This window comes from Roseovarius sp. BRH_c41, from assembly GCF_000961715.1.
Lineage (GTDB): Bacteria > Pseudomonadota > Alphaproteobacteria > Rhodobacterales > Rhodobacteraceae > Roseovarius.
Genome location: NZ_LADY01000037.1, coordinates 106228 through 121204, shown reverse-complemented (window position 1 = coordinate 121204; position 14977 = coordinate 106228). Strand labels below are relative to the sequence as shown.

Here is a 14977-nt window from a genome sequence, read left to right as displayed (position 1 = left end):
TCTCCGGGGTTGAGGGTTGGCCCCGAGCCCCGCGCGCACTCTCTCACCCGGGAGGGGTCACACCTCCCGCCCTGCCTCTCGCTCTTTCATGGCAAAGCCCCGGCGCGTCTTTGGCCGGTGTCAGGTCGGCCGCAGATGGCGCGGCACGTCCATGGATTGATGCAGCACCCGGATCACAAATATCCTGTTCGGGCCCACCTCGTAGAACACGAGGTGTCGGCCCGTGATCAGTTTCCGCGCACCCTGCAAGAGATCGGAACAGTCAGACCCCATTAGGGGATTGGTGATCAGCCCCTTCAGGGCACGCTCGATGTCGTCGAGATAGCGGTCCGCCTGCGCCGCGCCCCACTGCCCATGTGTCTCGACCCAGATGTCGACGAGATCGGATTTTGCCGCCTGGGAGTAATGGATGTCACGCATCAGATGCGCCGGAGCGGCTCCGCGCCTCGCGCTTGATTGCGTCCATGTCGAGCGGTCCGGCGTCGCCGGATCGCTTACCCTCCATCAACGCAACTCGAAGCCGCGCCCGCTGACCTTCCTGCTCCTCCATCAGACGCAAAGAGGCACGAATCAACTCACTGGTTGACCCGTAGCGCCCCTCTTTCAGCATCAGGGCGATAAATTCGTCCCAATGGGGGCCAAGTGTCACGCTTGTGCTTGCCATGCTCACCTCCGAAATACGCATGGATAAGATATATGAGTATCGCGAGCGTTTCAACTCGGGGGCGGGCTTGCGCCTTGTTCTTCGGCGACGGCTCTGCGTCCCTCCGGCAAAATAAGGTGGTCCAGCTCATAGTCACCGAAGAAGCCCCAGCAGGCGTCGACCTCCTTGCCGTCCCGCTTGATGACATAGCCATAGACCCGCCCGGCAAGATAGGCGTCGTAGCTGACGATTTCGGCGCGTAGAATGTCCTCAACCTTTTCGCGCAGCGTTTTGGTGCCGCGTTTCACACGGAATTCCGTCCGGACCGCTTCGAACGTTACGTAGACGTAGCCTACCTGACCAGAATCCCACGGGCAGTGGAACGCGATGGTGTTCATCGCGAGGCCGGAATGGTCGTAAAGAAACACGGGCAAGATGATCGCCTTGCGCTCCGCGCGCTCGCGCAGCTGGTCCATCGAGAGATCGCTCTGATCCGAAACACCCGCAAGATCGCGCAGGAACGCTTCGGGGCTTTCGAACAGGTGACTGTCACCCAGCCTGTATCGGCGATGCCAGCAGATCAGCGTGCCGAGGTTGGACCACTCCCGTGGGCTTTCGGGATCGGGGTCATGGAAAATCTTGATGGTGTGGCCGGAATAGGCCTCCTCATAGACGGGGTCGTGCATGTCGATGTCCTTTTTTGAAACGCAATCGACCCGCCAGGCCGATAGGGGCGCAGGCGGGGCGATCTGGATTGGATGAGTTGGTTGGTGAGTTTGCTCCCCGGCGGATCAGGCGGCGGCGCGGTTCTGGCGGTGCTGAACGTGCTCGACCGAGACTTTCAGAAGCCAATCCTCGAAACCGAGAATGGTCTGGTGACCCGCAACCGCCGCGACCCATGCCGCACGCGGATCGCCGACGATCTGGGTCGGATCGTTGTCGATCAGGCTGCGACCGAAGTGACGTTCAGCATCATAGATCCCAACGGTATGATGTTTGTGGGCTCTGTGAACAAAGAGACCTAGGTGCTCTTTGGATGAGTCGAACCAGTCATGCACGAACTGATAGTCATCTGGGACACCGCCAAACTTTCGGGCTGAGCTTTCGGCGTGGTGGAGGGGATGTGCCATATCAAAGCCCCTCGTGTTCGGTGGTGTTGGTCTCGATGTAACGGTTCGAGTGGCTGACATCGATCTTGTCGGTCTCGAGCGCCCAGGTGAGATCGCCATAGCCGCCCTCGTTGTTCTCGAACACGGGGCTGAGCGCATAGGCAAAGTCCCAGCCGAAATCTTCGACGCGGCGACGCAGATCTTCTGTCATAGTGATCGTTTCAGGGGCCACGACGACGTCCTAGACATTGCCGGAAGCGCCATAGCCCTCGTAGTGCACCTTGATGCTAGTCACGCCGAGGGCGCACAGCTCGGCAAGTAGAGCGGCTCGGGTCTCGACCCTCCGCTCGGCAGCACGTTGCTGGGCTTCCAACATCTGCGCGTAGAAATCATTCACTTGTGTCAGGTCGTTCATCCTTTGGAATCAAGGGAAGGGGAGGGCGACCGTTGCATCAGGTCGCCCAGGAGGTTTCCTGCGGGTGGCTTCAGGCCGCGGCGTCGCCGCGTTTCTCAGCCGTCTGGTCAACCAGGTTGAAATAGAGGTTCTCGGTCGCGCGCTTGAACCCCGGCGGTTTGCGCGGGGCGAGGCAGCGCACCGAAGCGCTGCAGCTCTCGCCATGCTCCATCGCAAACTGCGTCACCTGGTCGATCAGGTCATCCATGCCCGCGGCCTGGATGCGTTTTTCGGGGTAACTCGCCATCATCTGGAAATGGGTGACGACGAAGGCGCCGTCGCGATGCGCGGGATAGAGGGTGATCTGGTAGTCGAGTGTCTTGGCCATCTCTGGTCTCCTGCCGCGGGCGGAGCGCGATCATCGCGCCCCTTGAAACCCGTCAGCAGGAAAGGACCGCCCTTTGTGCAAGGGCGGTCCGAGGGTTCATCAGGAATGGGGCCGGGTCAGTATTCCGACGGCAGAAGCAGAGTCAGGACGCGGCAGGTTTGCGCGGGATCGGAGGGCTCAGGGGAGCCGAATTGATAGTCCACGTCGTACAGATCAAGTTTGAACCAGACCGTGGTCCCATCGAGGTCGATGACCCCCATCTCGTGCCAACCATAGGGATCGCTGTTAGCGTTGAACGCGTCAAACGAAGCGACACGGCGGGTGAGAGCAAGCTGGGCTTCAGGCCCAAGCGCTGCAACGCCGCGCGTCATGACGAACTGGCCCTGTGGTGCATCTGCGACGGGGGTGACCCCAAGGATGGAGCGGCGAAAGACGTCATTCTGAGCGGCGATCAGTGCGGCTTCCTTGACGGGATCGATATCGAGTGTGGTGGTCATGAAATTTCTCCGCGACGGGCCAGCCGATCCTACACCGGTTGATTAAAACCCGTCAGCGGGAAAGGGCCGCCCTCTGCGCGAGGACGGCCCATGGGTCAGTCAGGATTCAGAGCAGCACCAAGCGCTCAGGCTGCGTCGCCTCTGAGAAAGGCGGGCAATACTTCCGGTTCGTCATCCATGTCAGACATGGCATCTTCACCGGGCTCGGCTCCGCCCGGATCGGTTTTGCCCTCATCGCTCTGGGGATCGAAGTCAGCATCGGACGTACCTGCAAACACCATCCCGTCGGGCAACCAGCGGGTGGTCTTGGCCACCGTCGCCGCGCCAAAGCCTTCAGTCTCGCCTGCCGTTTCTGCAAATGCCCGCTCCATCGCGGCCGCGAGATCGCCTTTGCGCTCGCGATTGCGGTCCTCGGCGTAGTCGTCGCCGATCAGATTGCGCGCCGTGGCCACCGCATGACCCTTGTTGACCCGGCCCCAGTAGTTCTGCGCGGTTGGTCGCCAGCAGGCCGCCACATCAACGTCGAGCCGCGCGCCGATCGCCTCGATGATCGGGGAGGGGCGATTGTCGGTGTTGAGTTGCGGCTTGACCGCCAGACCCCCCGCCCAGGCGAAAAGCGCCTGCTTGTCCGCAATTGGCAGCGCCGACATCGCCCGGAAGTCCTCGGGTTTATCGAGCTTCATCCAGTCCGTGGCAAGGTCCTGTTCCAGCGCCTCGAGCATCTTCTGGGCGACGGTATCGGCATGCAGTACCTCGCGGTTCTGCGCCTGGAAGGGACGGATCGAGATGTCGAGCGCCTCGTTGTTGTAGGACCGCCCAAGCGCCTGTTCGCAGAGTGCATAGAGCATCACATCGAAGGCCACCTCGAAATCCGCCGCCAGATGCGCCCGCAGTATGTGCTGGCGGGTTGCACGCAAATCGTCAGCGAGGCTCGCCGAAATCCCATCCGCCTTGCGCAAGGTAGCGGCCGGATCGGAGGTCGGCACCGGCGACGAAGAGGTCGGCGGCGTCACGTGTGGGCGGGCAGGGGAGGGGTCATCACCCGCGTCAGCACGATCTTCGCCCGGCTCGGTCGCAGCGGGGATATCTTCTGGCCGTACGAGGCCTTTTTCGACACGCAGCGCCCCGTCATGACCGATGGTCAGAACCACGCCCGCGATGGCACGGTCTTCGTCCGCGTACGGCTGCCGTTCGCGCTGCAGGGCTTCGATCTCGCGCAGGCGCGGCTCGATGGCGTAATATTCTTCGGTTTCAGCGTCGGTCCAGTCCTCGCCGTCATTCTGTGCCGCCAATTCTTCTTCGCGGGCGATGAGGCGTTCTTCCTCTGCAAGCAGGTCCGGATGGGGATCAACATCCTGCGGATAGACCCGCCCGAAACTGCGAAACGCGCCGTAATCCACCGAGAGGTGAACCTCGACCCATTTCCACTCCGCCTCAAAAGATTTGGCCACAGCCTGTAGCTTCTCGATGGCGAGGCGTTCCAATAGGTCGGGGTTTTCCATATGGGCGCTGGCGCGATCGTCGAAGAGATCGCGCAAAAGAATGCCACCTGCCGCCTCATAGGCTTCGATGCCGACAAAGCGCCCGAGGGCCGAATTCGCGGAATGCGCGGTCTCAGTCAGCTGGCGTTTGATGCTCTGAGGATGGATGTGATAGGTGCCCTTCACTGCATTCCAGACTGCCAGCTGGCGATCATGGTCATCCGTCAGCGTGAAAGCCATCACGCATTCGAGGGTCAGATCGCCCGCGCGGAATTGCCCGATGATCTCTGGCGCGACACGGGCGAGTTTGAGACGACGGCGCACCAGGTCGACGGAGACGCCGAATTTGAGCGCGATCTCCTCCTCGCCGCGACCCTCGCCGATCATCTTGTCGAAAGCTTCGAACTGGTCGGCCGGGTGCATCGCCGTGCGCTGGAGATTTTCCGTGGCGGAGGTGAGGATGGCGTTGCGCTCATCCTCGACAAGGCAGGGCACCGGGTGGTCTCCAGGGATCACACCGTCTTCGGCGAGCTGCTTCAACGCCTTCAGGCGGCGACCGCCCGCATCGACCGCAAAACGTGTCTCAGACAGCGCGTGAACCACCAGGTTCTGCTTGATGCCTGTCTCGCGGATGCTGGCGAGAAGTTCAACGTCATCGCTGGCGCTGGCGGCGACCTTGCGGACGTTGAGCGGACTCGGCTCCAGCTGGTTGAGCGGGATCAGGCGGATGACGGCGGCACTTTTAGATGTAGCCGATCCGGGGGCTTCGGTCTTCTTCGCGGTGGCGGGTTTCGAGCGGGTCTTGGCCATGGTCAGGATCCTTGTCGCGCCGGACCCGGATGAGCCTCTCTCTATCCTTTCAAGCCCGGCAACCGGGCTTCCCTTTCTCTGGCTCGATCCAACGTTGGCGCGGCTTATGCTCTATTGGGGTTGGGGACGGCGCATACGGCACGGTTCACTGTGCCCTTAAGCATGTGATATTCCATGATGGTCATCATTGACGCAAACTGGACCGCCTTACGGACAGTTGGTTTCATTCTGGTCGAGACGGCACAGGTCCAGTCCCGCCAAGACAAGCTGCTCGAACCGCCGAGCTGTTGCGGTCAGGCTTCGGCGTCTTGATCGCAACAAATAGAAACGCCTTCTCAACGACAGGTCCGTGATCGGTAAAAATGCGATCCCGGGGTCGTTGAACAGCCGCACGGCATTTTCCGGCAATAGCGCGATGCCGGTCCCCGCCCGCACTAGGCAGAGCTGCGCAATGGTCGAATGACAGTGCAGCCCACCAGTCTTCAGCGCCGCGGGCAGGTCCGGCGCCTCAACAATCAGGCGGGCCGTGCCGGTGCCAGGGTCAAGGTGGATCAACTCAGTCGGATCAATCTCGGCTAGGTGAAACCAGGTCGTCTGGCGCGTGTGGCGATGCCCGGCTGGACAAGGCGGCCCGATGCTGTCGCTGGCGATTTCGGTCTGCTCTAAATCGGGAGAACTGCGCGCGCGACCCGCCAGCGCAAGGTCGAGCCGCCCATCAGCCACCATATCAGTCAACGTTTCCGCAATATCGTCATGCAGGGTCAGTTTCACTTCAGGATGATCGGAACGAAACTGGGCAATCACGGGCGCGACCAGTGGCGAGATCATCGACGGTGTCGCCCCAACACGCAGAATACCCCGCGTGTCTCCGGCAGCCTGTCGCGCACGGACAAGCGACTGGTCCAGCGCCTCTAGCAACGGCGTGGTGTCCTCTAGGTGTTCAGTCCCGGCATCTGCTGAACCTGATCTCGCGGGCGTAAGCGATATCTGATATGCTCAACCGCTATTGGATTTATATGTCACCTATGCCCTAATCAGAATTCTCGAGGAGATTTCTGGGAGGAGAAACCATGCTTCGTATGAATTTTTTGACCGCAGTTGCAGTCACTTTAGCGGCGACATCCGCACAGGCGGATGTTCAGCTTTCGGTGGCGACCGGTGGAACAGGGGGCGTTTATTATCCCCTCGGCGGCGGCGTCGCCGAAGTCATCAACAATAACATTGACGGCTATTCGGCGACCGCAGAAGTTACCGGCGCATCGGTGGAAAACGTCAGCCTCGTTGCCTCGGGTGATGCAGACCTGGCTTTTGTTTTGGGAAATGTTGCCATACAAGCTTATGGTGGAGCAGGCCGTTTCGAAGAGCAGGCCGTTTCGCAGCTACGTGCTGTTAGTACCATCTACTCCAATATGATCCAGATCGTCGCCCTAGCTGACAGTGGCATTACCTCGCTGGACGACCTGCGCGGAAAGCGCGTGTCAATCGGGGCACCCGGGTCGGGAAACGAGGTGAACTCTTCACAAGTTCTCGGCGCAAATGGGATCACCTACGACGATTTCGACGAACAGCGCCTGAACTTCAACGAAACCGCCGATGCACTTGGTAACGGCGACATCGATGTCGGCATCTGGAGCGTGGGCGCTCCTACCTCCTCGATCCTCAACCTGTCCACGGTGCATGACATCACGGTTGTCCCGCTGACCGACACGCAGATCGATGCGGTCATCGCCAAATATCCCACTTATTCGCGTACTACCATGGCAGGCGGTACATATAAGGGTCTGGACGCAGACATGGCCGTGCTCGGCATCCCCAACGTTCTTGTCGCTTCCGCAGAAATGGATGAGGACGAGGTCTATCAGATCACCAAGGCGATTTATGAAAACCTCGGCGATCTCCAAGCAGTGCACCCAGCGGCAAAAGAGACTTCGGTTGAACTGGCCATGGGCTCCACACCGATCCCTCTGCATCCCGGCGCGATCCGCTATTTCGAGGAAATCGGGGCGACCATTCCCTACAAGCTTCGTCCGTGAAAGCACAAAAATGGGGGCGGTCGATGACCGCCCTACTGTTTCTGGTAGCCTCTGCTGTCCCGGCGAAACCTGACCGGCTGCTCATCACTCGGATATCTTCTGGCGAAATCCTCGCGGACTTTGATGCGCCTCAGGGAACCCACTGGAGCATTCTCTGGACCCATTCCGTCGATGGATACGAGGTCGAGGATGTCTACGAAAACCGGGCGGGCCGGCTGATGCTGGTGCGGTCACACATGCCGGATTTCGGTGCCGGACTGGGCCATATTCCCGGACGGGGACGGCAGGTGTCGGACGGTCAGGGCGGCTATTGGATCGAGGAGATCGACGAAGCCGTTCCGGGCGATGCCTATGTGCTGCGGACCGGGCGCGCCAATGTAAACCACCGGCTGCGTGCACCGCACTTTGAAATTTCCCTCACCGCGTTCGGAGCACATGAATCCCTTCAAGTCGCGCTAGTGCCGGATGAATGAAAGTTGAATCACCACATGGAAAAACCAGACCAAAGCCCCGTGTTTGTTCTGCGCGTCATTGCCGTGGTCGGCATCGCCCTGTCCCTTTTCCAACTCTATTCCGCCGGCATCCAGCCGCTTGGACTATTCTATCAGCGGCCGATCCATCTCGGCTTTATCCTGGTACTGTGCTTCCTGATCCACCCGTTGGCCGCATCCTGGACCAAAGTGCGGGAGCTAGCTTGGTGCATTGATGCCCTGTTGATCGCGGGGTCGGTTGTTGTCGGGCTTTGGCTGCCGGTGAACCTTGAGACTATCGCCAATGCCATCACCCCCCGCACTATTGACATCTGGGTCGGCATTGCGACGATTGTGCTCGTGCTTGAGGCTGCGCGCCGGGCCGTCGGCCTGGGGATGTCGATCATCGGCGCGGTCTTTTTGGCCTATGCCTTCGCCGGACGCCGGGGCGAACTGCCTTGGCTCGCCGACTGGCTGCCCGGCATCCTGAACCACCGGGGCTTTTCGCTGGAGCGCGTCGCCAGCCAGATGACATTAGGCCAGGAAGGGATCTATGGCATACCGCTTGGCGTCGCGGCGACCTTCGTGTTCATCTTCGTGCTGTTCGGCGCGGTCCTGGAAGTCACCGGCGCGGGCAAATTCTTTATTGACCTGGCCTATGCCACGACAGGCCGGCAGAGGGGCGGACCGGCGAAGGCAGCCATCGTGGCCTCGGCCGGCATGGGCTCGATCTCTGGCTCGGCCATTGCCAACGTGGTGACGACCGGCGCCTTCACTATCCCGCTGATGAAAAAGCTCGGCTACCGCCCTGCCCAAGCCGGCGGGATCGAGGCTGCAGCCTCGACCGGGGGGCAGATCATGCCGCCGCTGATGGGCGCAGGCGCCTTTCTGATGAGCGAATTCACCCAGGTACCCTATATCCATATTGTGGTCATCTCGATCTTCCCGGCGTTCCTCTACTTTGGTGCGGTCTACCTCTTGGTGCATATCTCGGCGGTGAAGTTGGGTATAAAGGGCTTGCCGGCCAGCGAATTGCCGCAGACCCGCAAGGTGCTGGCCGAGGGCTGGCACTTCCTTTTGCCGCTATTTGCGCTGGTCGTCCTGCTGGTAGCCGGCTATTCTCCGATGCGCGTGGGCTACTACACGATCCTTCTGGTGGCCGCTGCCGCTGCCGCGCGCGCGCTTTGGCACTTTGCCACCGATGCCCCGACTAGCGCTGGCTTTGCCGCTCTAGTGAAACAGGGGATCGCGACCACGCTCAAAGCACTGGAATTGGGGGCGCGCAGTACCGTGGCAGTCTCGGTCGCCTGTGCTGTCGCGGGGATCATCGTGGGTGTGGTCGGTCTGACCGGGCTAGGGCTAAAATTCAGCGCAATGATGCTGGCCCTGTCGCAGGGCAATCTGCTGATCGCTCTGGCGCTGATCATCGTGGCCAGCCTGATCCTTGGCATGGGGCTGCCCGTCACCGCCGCCTACATCGTGCTGATCATCCTTGTCGGCCCCGCCCTGACCGAGGAATTCGGTGTACCGCTGCTGATCGCGCACTTGGTGGTCTTCTGGTATTCGCAGGATTCCAACGTGACGCCCCCGGTGGCTCTGGCGGGCTTTGCGGGCGCGGCCATCGCCGGATCGAAACCGTTGGAAACCAGTGTGCAAGCTTGGAAGTTCGCCAAGGGCCTGTATTTGATCCCTCTCTTCATGGTCTATAACGATCCGATTATTCTGGGTGGTCCGATCCTCTTGGTGCTGTGGAACGGTCTGCTGGCGATCGTCGGGCTGACGGCGTTTGCGGCCGTGCTTGAAGGCTACCTGTTCGCGCCCGTCCCTCTCTGGCTGCGCCTCAGTCTGCTTGGCGGCATCGTCGCGGTCTTCTGGCCCGCTCTGATGATCGAGGTCATGGGCGCCGCGGTCATCTTCGCGGGACTGGGATGGAACTGGCACGTGAGCCGCAGGCAACAGCCGGCCCCTATCGGAGACACTGCTTGATATCGCCCCGTGACATCATCGTTCCGGCGGAGCACATCCGCCAGAACGGAAATTGCGCCTCAGCTAGGCTGAACCGTCGCCGATGCGGTAGCTTATTGGGTGTCGGTCACATGCTCAAGCCAGTCGACGGCGTCCTCACCTTCTGGACTTTTCTGCATCGCAATATGCGTCACGCCAGTGTCGGGTCGTGCGACGTGCCAGTGTTTCTCTCCTTGCGGGATCCAAATCCGGTCGCCCGCAATGATAATCTACGGCTGTCCCTCCCAGACCTAGATCATCCCAAACCCGGCCGTGACATAAAGCGTCTGCTGCATAGGATGCGTATGCTAGGCCGTGCGTGCGCCAGGTCCGAAGATGACAAGGTTCGCTTTCAGCATCGCCGGCGCGGGGGCCGAAACGATCGGATTCTGCCAGACCGTGCCGGTAAAGGCCGAGGCAGGAGCCCGGCGCGTTGGCACGCTGCCATTGGGTGTATTGTACATGTGAATTCTCCGTTGAGATTCGGTACCAACCTGACTCCGGTAGAGCGGCACGTTCAGCAGGCGATCTGCCCTGATCACATGAAACCACGCCTCTCCCCGCCGAAAGGACGACCATGACCGATCTTACGCAATTTGATGCCGATATCGCAGGGATTATCGGCGCGGCGCATGTGCTGACGGCGCAGGCTGACATGGCCGGGTACGTCGGGGACTGGCGCGGCCGCTACCACGGGCAGGCCCGTGCCGTGATCCGCCCCGCCAGCACCGCCGAGGTGTCCGAGGTGGTCAAGGCTGCGCACCGCCATGGTGTCCGGATCGTGCCGCAGTCAGGCAACACGGGACTGGTCGGCGGCGCTGTGCCGGACGATGCCAAACGCAGCGTAGTGCTGAGCCTGTCGCGGATGCGGACGGTGCGGGAAGTGGATCTGGACAACAATTCGGTCACCGTCGAAGCCGGCCTGGTCTTGGCAGAACTGCGCGATCTTGCCGCCAGTCATGACCGGCTGTTTCCGGTGAACCTTGGCGCGGTCGGCAGTGCGCAGGTTGGCGGGCTTGTCTCGACCAATGCGGGCGGTACCGAGGCGCTGCGCTACGGCACCATGCGCGACCAGGTGCTGGGGCTCGAGGTCGTCCTCGCGGATGGTCGTGTGCTGGACGGGCTGCGCGGGCTACGCAAGGACAATTCGGGCTATGATCTCAAGCATCTCTTCATCGGCACCGAGGGGACGCTTGGAATCGTCACCGCGGCTGTGCTGAAACTCTGGCCGCGGCGGATGGCCTCATCCACTGCCTTGGTCGCTCTGCCTCACCCCGAGGCCGCGACCCGTCTTCTGAGTGCCTTCTACGCGCGGATCGGCAACCGGGTCGAAAGCTTCGAGCTGATCAACCGAAGCCAGATCGAGACCGTTCAGAAGCACTGTGCCGAGATCACTAGCCCCATGCCTCTGACCCATGACTGGTACACGTTGATCGAAATCTCCGACCCAGCCCGGCTGATGGATTTGAACGCCGCGATGGTGGAGGTGCTGGGCAACCAATTCGAAGACGGCACGGTCAGCGATGCGGTCATTGCCCAGGATCTGACCCAGGCCGCCCGCATCTGGGAGATCCGTCATTCGATTTCCGAGGCGAACAAGGACGAAGGTTTCACGGTCTCGAACGACACCTCCGTCCCGGTGTCGCGGCAGCCTGCCTTCCTTGCGCGCGTGACCGCGGACCTGATTCGGGACTATCCACAGGCGCTGTGCAATCACTGCGGTCACATGGGGGACGGCAATGTCCATGTGATCGTAGTCTTCCCGCACGGGACGTACGACTACGACTCATGCGACGATCTTGGCTTTGCGGTCAACCGCATCGTCCATATGGCCGCGCTTGAATTCGGCGGCAGCATCGCGGCGGAACATGGCATCGGACGAATGCATGTCCGCAGGCTGGCCGAAACCAAAAGCCCCGTGGCGCTGGATCTGATGCGGCAGATCAAGCGCACGCTGGACCCCGAAGGCACGCTGAACCCTGGCAAAATCCTGGCCCGCTACGAAGGCTGACTGCGTGGCACACTGGTGGTTGACGAGAAAAAGGGCGCCACATGCGGGCGGCCCTGTCTGGCCCGGGTCAGCCCGGTTCAGCGCACGACGTAGACCGACACCTCGGCATGCCGGACCACGCGCGCTGCGTTCGGCCCCAGAAGATAGTCCCGGATGTCGGGCCGGTGCGCCCCCAGAACGATCAGGTCAGCGCCTTCTTTGCGGGCGACCTCAAGCACTTCGTGATAGGTGGTGCCGACGCAGACGATGTGGCGGACCTTTGTGTTGACTTCTTCGCCCAGAACGGTTCCAACCGCCAGCGTCAGCAGGGTGCGGGCCTGTTCGCAGGCCTTTTTCATGTGGTCGGCCGAGAAATACCCGCCGACCATGCTCATCCCGAAATCTGGAATGACGGTCACGACGTCCAGCTGGGCCCCGTCCGCCTGCGCCAGCTTTGCCGCTTCGCGCAGCACCTTCGCTTCGCTGTCCGCCCGGCTGACGTCGATTGCGCAGAGAATGACCTTGCTCATGCCGTCTGTCCTTCCGTTGGCCGGGGCTGAGCCCGTGCCCTTCGCGATTGTATCCCCCAGATCAGCGCCAGCAGCAGCAGAGCGGGGATAAAGATCAGTTCCTTCGGCAGCTGGGCAACCGGGGATTGAACGGACGTCATCTGCACGGGATCGTCGCCGTAGAAGTCGAACTGCCCCAGCTGCTCCGCAAGAGCGGTGCCAAAGGCGGGTTCCTCAAAGATCAGCGCCTCACCTTCGACCCGATAGATCAGTCCAAGCGCCTCCAGTCGGCTTTGCCCGTCCGCGCCCTCGGGCACGGTCACGGCAAGCGTGGTCTGCGTCGGCTGGAAGGTGTCGAAGTCCTGTCCCGAGATCCCCAGTCGCAGCATCGTCCCCGGCTCGGCCTGACCGATGACCTCGACCAGCTGAACCGGTTCGGCGCTTGCATAGGGTGGCTGGATCCGGTCCATGAAGACCCCCGGCCGGAACAGGGCAAAGGCCAACAGCAGCAGCACCACGGTCTCCCAGATCCGGGACTTAGTGACAAAGTACCCCATCGTCGCGGCAGTGAAGACCAGGATGCCGATCGTGGCGATGACAAAGACGAACAGCCCCTGCGCCCAAGTCACATCTATCAGCAGCAGGTCGGTGTTGAAGATGAAGGCAAAAGGCAGTGCAACTGTCCGGAGGCTGTAGAAGAACGCCGTGAACCCGGTGCGGATTGCATCACCGCCGGACACCGCTGCTGCGGCAAAGCTGGCCAGCCCAACAGGCGGGGTCACATCAGCCATGATTCCGAAGTAGAAGACAAAAAGATGCACGGCAATCAGGGGAAAGATAAGCCCGGACTGGGCTCCTAGTTCGACCACAACCGAGACCATCAGTGACGAGACCACTATGTAGTTGGCCGTGGTCGGTAGGCCCATGCCTAGTATCAGCGACAAGATTGCGACAAAGATTAGCATAAGGATGACACTTCCGCCGGACAGGTAACCGACAAAGTCGGCCAACACCTGGCCCACTCCAGTCAACGAAATGGTTCCAACTATGATGCCTGCGGTGGCGGTCGCCAAGCCAATCCCGATCATATTGCGGGCCCCAGCGATCATTCCGTCGATTAAGTCGCGGAAACCTTCTCTAAACAGCGCTGCGTAGCCGGCCTGAATGCGGAAGAAAGCTTTTAGAGGCTTCTGCGTCAGCAGAATAACGAACAGCAAGCAGATAGCCCAGAAAGCGGACAAGCCGGGCGATTTGCGTTCGATCATTAGGAAGTAAACCAGAACTACAATCGGCATCAGGTGATAAAGTCCGGTCTTCCAGATCCGGGCGAGGTCAGGAAGTTCGACGATATCCGCATTTGGATCGTCAGGTTCCAGCTCGTCATCTTTGGCAGCGAGCCAGACCAGGAAGACATAGATTGCAATTAGCAGCAGCGACAGCACCCAGCCCGCCGCTTGGGGGATCAGATCGACAATCAACCCGACCGGGAACTGAGTCGCATAGCACAGCGCCGCAAATCCGATGAAGAAGGCGGCCATGCCTCCGATGGTGCGGCCAACGGAGACAACCTTGTTGCCGAGGGTCGGCAAGTTGTTCTTCACCGCCTCGAGATGCACTATGTAGACCAGCGCGATATAGGAAATGATGGCCGGAACAAAGGCATGCGTGATGACCTCTAAATACGATATTCCCACGTACTCCACCATCAGGAAGGCCGCGGCCCCCATTACGGGAGGCATGATTTGGCCATTGACCGAGGCGGCAACCTCGACTGCGCCGGCCTTTTCTGCCGAGAACCCAACCCGTTTCATCAGCGGGATGGTAAAAGTGCCGGTAGTCACGACGTTGGCGATGGACGATCCCGAAATCAGGCCCGTCGCGGCCGATCCGACGACCGCCGCTTTGGCCGGGCCGCCGCGCAGGTGGCCAAGCGCCCCGAAGGCCATCTTGATGAAATAGTTACCCGCCCCCGCCTTGTCCAAAAGCGCCCCGAAGAGCACGAAAAGGAACACGAATTTCGTGGAAACTCCCAGGGCGATGCCGAAGACACCTTCCGAGGTGATCCACATATGGCTCATCGCCTTGCGCAGCGACGCGCCCGCCCACTGGATCTGGTCGGGCACCACGTCCGATGACCCGAAGAACACATAGGCCAGAAAGATCAGCGAAAGCACGACCATGACCGGACCAAGCGTCCGGTAAGCGGCGATGAACAGGAAAACCAGGCCAGCCAGCGCGTACCAGGCATCGGTCTGGGTCGCCAGCCCGCCGGTCGCGGCGATTTTTTCGTAGAAGATATAACCATAAAGCGCCAGGAAGGCGCCGCCCGCGGCCAAGATCCAATCATACCACGGCACCTGGTGGCGAGGGGCCGATCTGAACAGCGGATAGGCTATTGCCGACAGGAAGATCGCAAAGGCCAGATGCACTTGCCGGTCGTTGTTGATCAGTGACCCGGGAAGGATATAGGGCGCGACCGGAGACGCCAGCGCCACCTGGAACAGCGACCACAGCAGGGCCACGGCGGCGACCGCCTTGCCGATCGGCCCTCCGATCGATCTTGCTCCGCTGTCCGAAGAGCTGACGAGTTCCTGCAGTTCTGCTTCGCTGAGTGCTCGGTTGTCGCGTTCTACCATGGTGCCCCTGCCT

At 61.0% G+C, this 14977-nt stretch carries 17 protein-coding genes; 4 read left to right on the top strand and 13 right to left on the bottom strand.

All coding sequences use genetic code 11. The annotated features are described in order from the left end of the window. Positions 1–120: 120 nt before the first annotated feature. From VR71_RS11885 to VR71_RS11845, 10 genes are all read right to left on the bottom strand, one after another. Positions 121–420 (bottom strand): type II toxin-antitoxin system RelE/ParE family toxin, encoded by a 300-nt coding sequence (locus VR71_RS11885; protein WP_045684137.1) that lies wholly within the window; start codon positions 418–420, stop codon positions 121–123. Beyond that, on the bottom strand, positions 413–664 hold the full coding sequence (locus VR71_RS11880; protein WP_045684278.1) for a type II toxin-antitoxin system ParD family antitoxin: 252 nt from the start codon (positions 662–664) through the stop codon (positions 413–415). Before VR71_RS11880 ends, VR71_RS11885 begins: the two co-directional genes overlap by 8 nt. Positions 665–714: 50 nt before the next feature. Further along, entirely contained in the window at positions 715–1329 is a 615-nt protein-coding gene (locus VR71_RS11875) for a hypothetical protein (RefSeq protein WP_045684135.1), read from the bottom strand. A gap of 105 nt (positions 1330–1434) precedes the next feature. After that, the gene (locus VR71_RS24935) at positions 1435–1773 is read right to left on the bottom strand and encodes a hypothetical protein (RefSeq protein ID WP_296430295.1); all 339 of its coding nucleotides are present in this window, start codon (positions 1771–1773) and stop codon (positions 1435–1437) included. A gap of 1 nt (position 1774) precedes the next feature. Next, positions 1775–1984 carry a DUF6878 family protein gene (locus tag VR71_RS24930; protein ID WP_296430293.1) on the bottom strand — a complete coding sequence of 70 codons (210 nt, stop codon included), beginning with the start codon at positions 1982–1984 and terminating at the stop codon, positions 1775–1777. Between the two features lie 9 nt (positions 1985–1993). Continuing rightward, a complete protein-coding gene (locus VR71_RS24925; protein WP_296430291.1) occupies positions 1994–2167 on the bottom strand; it encodes a hypothetical protein in 174 nt (57 codons plus the stop codon). A 70-nt stretch (positions 2168–2237) separates the two neighbouring features. Further along, positions 2238–2534, bottom strand: coding sequence for a hypothetical protein (locus VR71_RS11860; RefSeq protein ID WP_045684131.1), 297 nt, complete (start codon positions 2532–2534; stop codon positions 2238–2240). A gap of 116 nt (positions 2535–2650) precedes the next feature. Next, positions 2651–3031, bottom strand: coding sequence for a DUF3768 domain-containing protein (locus VR71_RS11855; protein WP_045684130.1), 381 nt, complete (start codon positions 3029–3031; stop codon positions 2651–2653). Positions 3032–3156: 125 nt separating this feature from the next. After that, positions 3157–5322: a ParB/RepB/Spo0J family partition protein gene (locus VR71_RS11850; RefSeq protein ID WP_045684127.1), complete on the bottom strand. Its 2166-nt coding sequence runs from the start codon at positions 5320–5322 to the stop codon at positions 3157–3159. A 207-nt stretch (positions 5323–5529) separates the two neighbouring features. Further along, on the bottom strand, positions 5530–6240 hold the full coding sequence (locus VR71_RS11845) for a LysR substrate-binding domain-containing protein (RefSeq protein WP_296430288.1): 711 nt from the start codon (positions 6238–6240) through the stop codon (positions 5530–5532). Positions 6241–6392: 152 nt separating this feature from the next. Between VR71_RS11845 and VR71_RS11840 the strand changes: the two genes are divergently transcribed. The 3 genes from VR71_RS11840 to VR71_RS11830 are packed head-to-tail and all read left to right on the top strand — an operon-like array spanning position 6393 to position 9811. Next, positions 6393–7355: a TAXI family TRAP transporter solute-binding subunit gene (locus VR71_RS11840; protein WP_045684124.1), complete on the top strand. Its 963-nt coding sequence runs from the start codon at positions 6393–6395 to the stop codon at positions 7353–7355. Between the two features lie 23 nt (positions 7356–7378). Next, positions 7379–7828: a DUF1850 domain-containing protein gene (locus tag VR71_RS11835; RefSeq protein ID WP_045684121.1), complete on the top strand. Its 450-nt coding sequence runs from the start codon at positions 7379–7381 to the stop codon at positions 7826–7828. 15 nt (positions 7829–7843) lie between these two features. Next, positions 7844–9811, top strand: a complete 1968-nt coding sequence (locus tag VR71_RS11830) for a TRAP transporter permease (protein ID WP_045684119.1) — start codon at positions 7844–7846, stop codon at positions 9809–9811. Between the two features lie 326 nt (positions 9812–10137). Here VR71_RS11830 and VR71_RS25560 read toward each other — a convergent pair whose 3' ends face one another. Then, positions 10138–10293 carry a hypothetical protein gene (locus tag VR71_RS25560; protein ID WP_367118653.1) on the bottom strand — a complete coding sequence of 52 codons (156 nt, stop codon included), beginning with the start codon at positions 10291–10293 and terminating at the stop codon, positions 10138–10140. A gap of 113 nt (positions 10294–10406) precedes the next feature. Here VR71_RS25560 and VR71_RS11820 point away from each other — a divergent pair, with 113 nt between their 5' ends. Further along, on the top strand, positions 10407–11840 hold the full coding sequence (locus VR71_RS11820) for an FAD-binding oxidoreductase (RefSeq protein WP_045684117.1): 1434 nt from the start codon (positions 10407–10409) through the stop codon (positions 11838–11840). Positions 11841–11917: 77 nt separating this feature from the next. Here the strand turns inward: VR71_RS11820 and VR71_RS11815 are convergent, their stop codons facing one another. Both VR71_RS11815 and VR71_RS11810 read right to left on the bottom strand, forming a co-directional pair. Beyond that, positions 11918–12349: a universal stress protein gene (locus VR71_RS11815; RefSeq protein ID WP_045684115.1), complete on the bottom strand. Its 432-nt coding sequence runs from the start codon at positions 12347–12349 to the stop codon at positions 11918–11920. Beyond that, complete coding sequence (locus VR71_RS11810) at positions 12346–14964, bottom strand: TRAP transporter permease (protein ID WP_045684113.1); 2619 nt, start codon at positions 14962–14964, stop codon at positions 12346–12348. The genes VR71_RS11815 and VR71_RS11810 overlap by 4 nt, the downstream gene beginning before the upstream one ends. Positions 14965–14977 lie beyond the last annotated feature (13 nt).

Excerpts from the sequence above, each read along its gene's own strand:
- VR71_RS11815 (WP_045684115.1), bottom strand. The coding sequence starts at position 12,349 with ATGAGCAAGGTCATTCTCTGCGCAATCGACGTCAGCCGGGCGGACAGC.
- VR71_RS11830 (WP_045684119.1), top strand. The coding sequence starts at position 7,844 with ATGGAAAAACCAGACCAAAGCCCCGTGTTTGTTCTGCGCGTCATTGCC.
- VR71_RS11850 (WP_045684127.1), bottom strand. The coding sequence starts at position 5,322 with ATGGCCAAGACCCGCTCGAAACCCGCCACCGCGAAGAAGACCGAAGCC.
- VR71_RS11840 (WP_045684124.1), top strand. The coding sequence starts at position 6,393 with ATGCTTCGTATGAATTTTTTGACCGCAGTTGCAGTCACTTTAGCGGCG.
- VR71_RS11820 (WP_045684117.1), top strand. The coding sequence starts at position 10,407 with ATGACCGATCTTACGCAATTTGATGCCGATATCGCAGGGATTATCGGC.
- VR71_RS11885 (WP_045684137.1), bottom strand. The coding sequence starts at position 420 with ATGCGTGACATCCATTACTCCCAGGCGGCAAAATCCGATCTCGTCGAC.
- VR71_RS24935 (WP_296430295.1), bottom strand. The coding sequence starts at position 1,773 with ATGGCACATCCCCTCCACCACGCCGAAAGCTCAGCCCGAAAGTTTGGC.
- VR71_RS11835 (WP_045684121.1), top strand. The coding sequence starts at position 7,379 with ATGACCGCCCTACTGTTTCTGGTAGCCTCTGCTGTCCCGGCGAAACCT.
- VR71_RS24925 (WP_296430291.1), bottom strand. The coding sequence starts at position 2,167 with ATGAACGACCTGACACAAGTGAATGATTTCTACGCGCAGATGTTGGAA.
- VR71_RS11880 (WP_045684278.1), bottom strand. The coding sequence starts at position 664 with ATGGCAAGCACAAGCGTGACACTTGGCCCCCATTGGGACGAATTTATC.
- VR71_RS11810 (WP_045684113.1), bottom strand. The coding sequence starts at position 14,964 with ATGGTAGAACGCGACAACCGAGCACTCAGCGAAGCAGAACTGCAGGAA.
- VR71_RS11860 (WP_045684131.1), bottom strand. The coding sequence starts at position 2,534 with ATGGCCAAGACACTCGACTACCAGATCACCCTCTATCCCGCGCATCGC.
- VR71_RS11875 (WP_045684135.1), bottom strand. The coding sequence starts at position 1,329 with ATGCACGACCCCGTCTATGAGGAGGCCTATTCCGGCCACACCATCAAG.
- VR71_RS11855 (WP_045684130.1), bottom strand. The coding sequence starts at position 3,031 with ATGACCACCACACTCGATATCGATCCCGTCAAGGAAGCCGCACTGATC.
- VR71_RS25560 (WP_367118653.1), bottom strand. The coding sequence starts at position 10,293 with ATGTACAATACACCCAATGGCAGCGTGCCAACGCGCCGGGCTCCTGCC.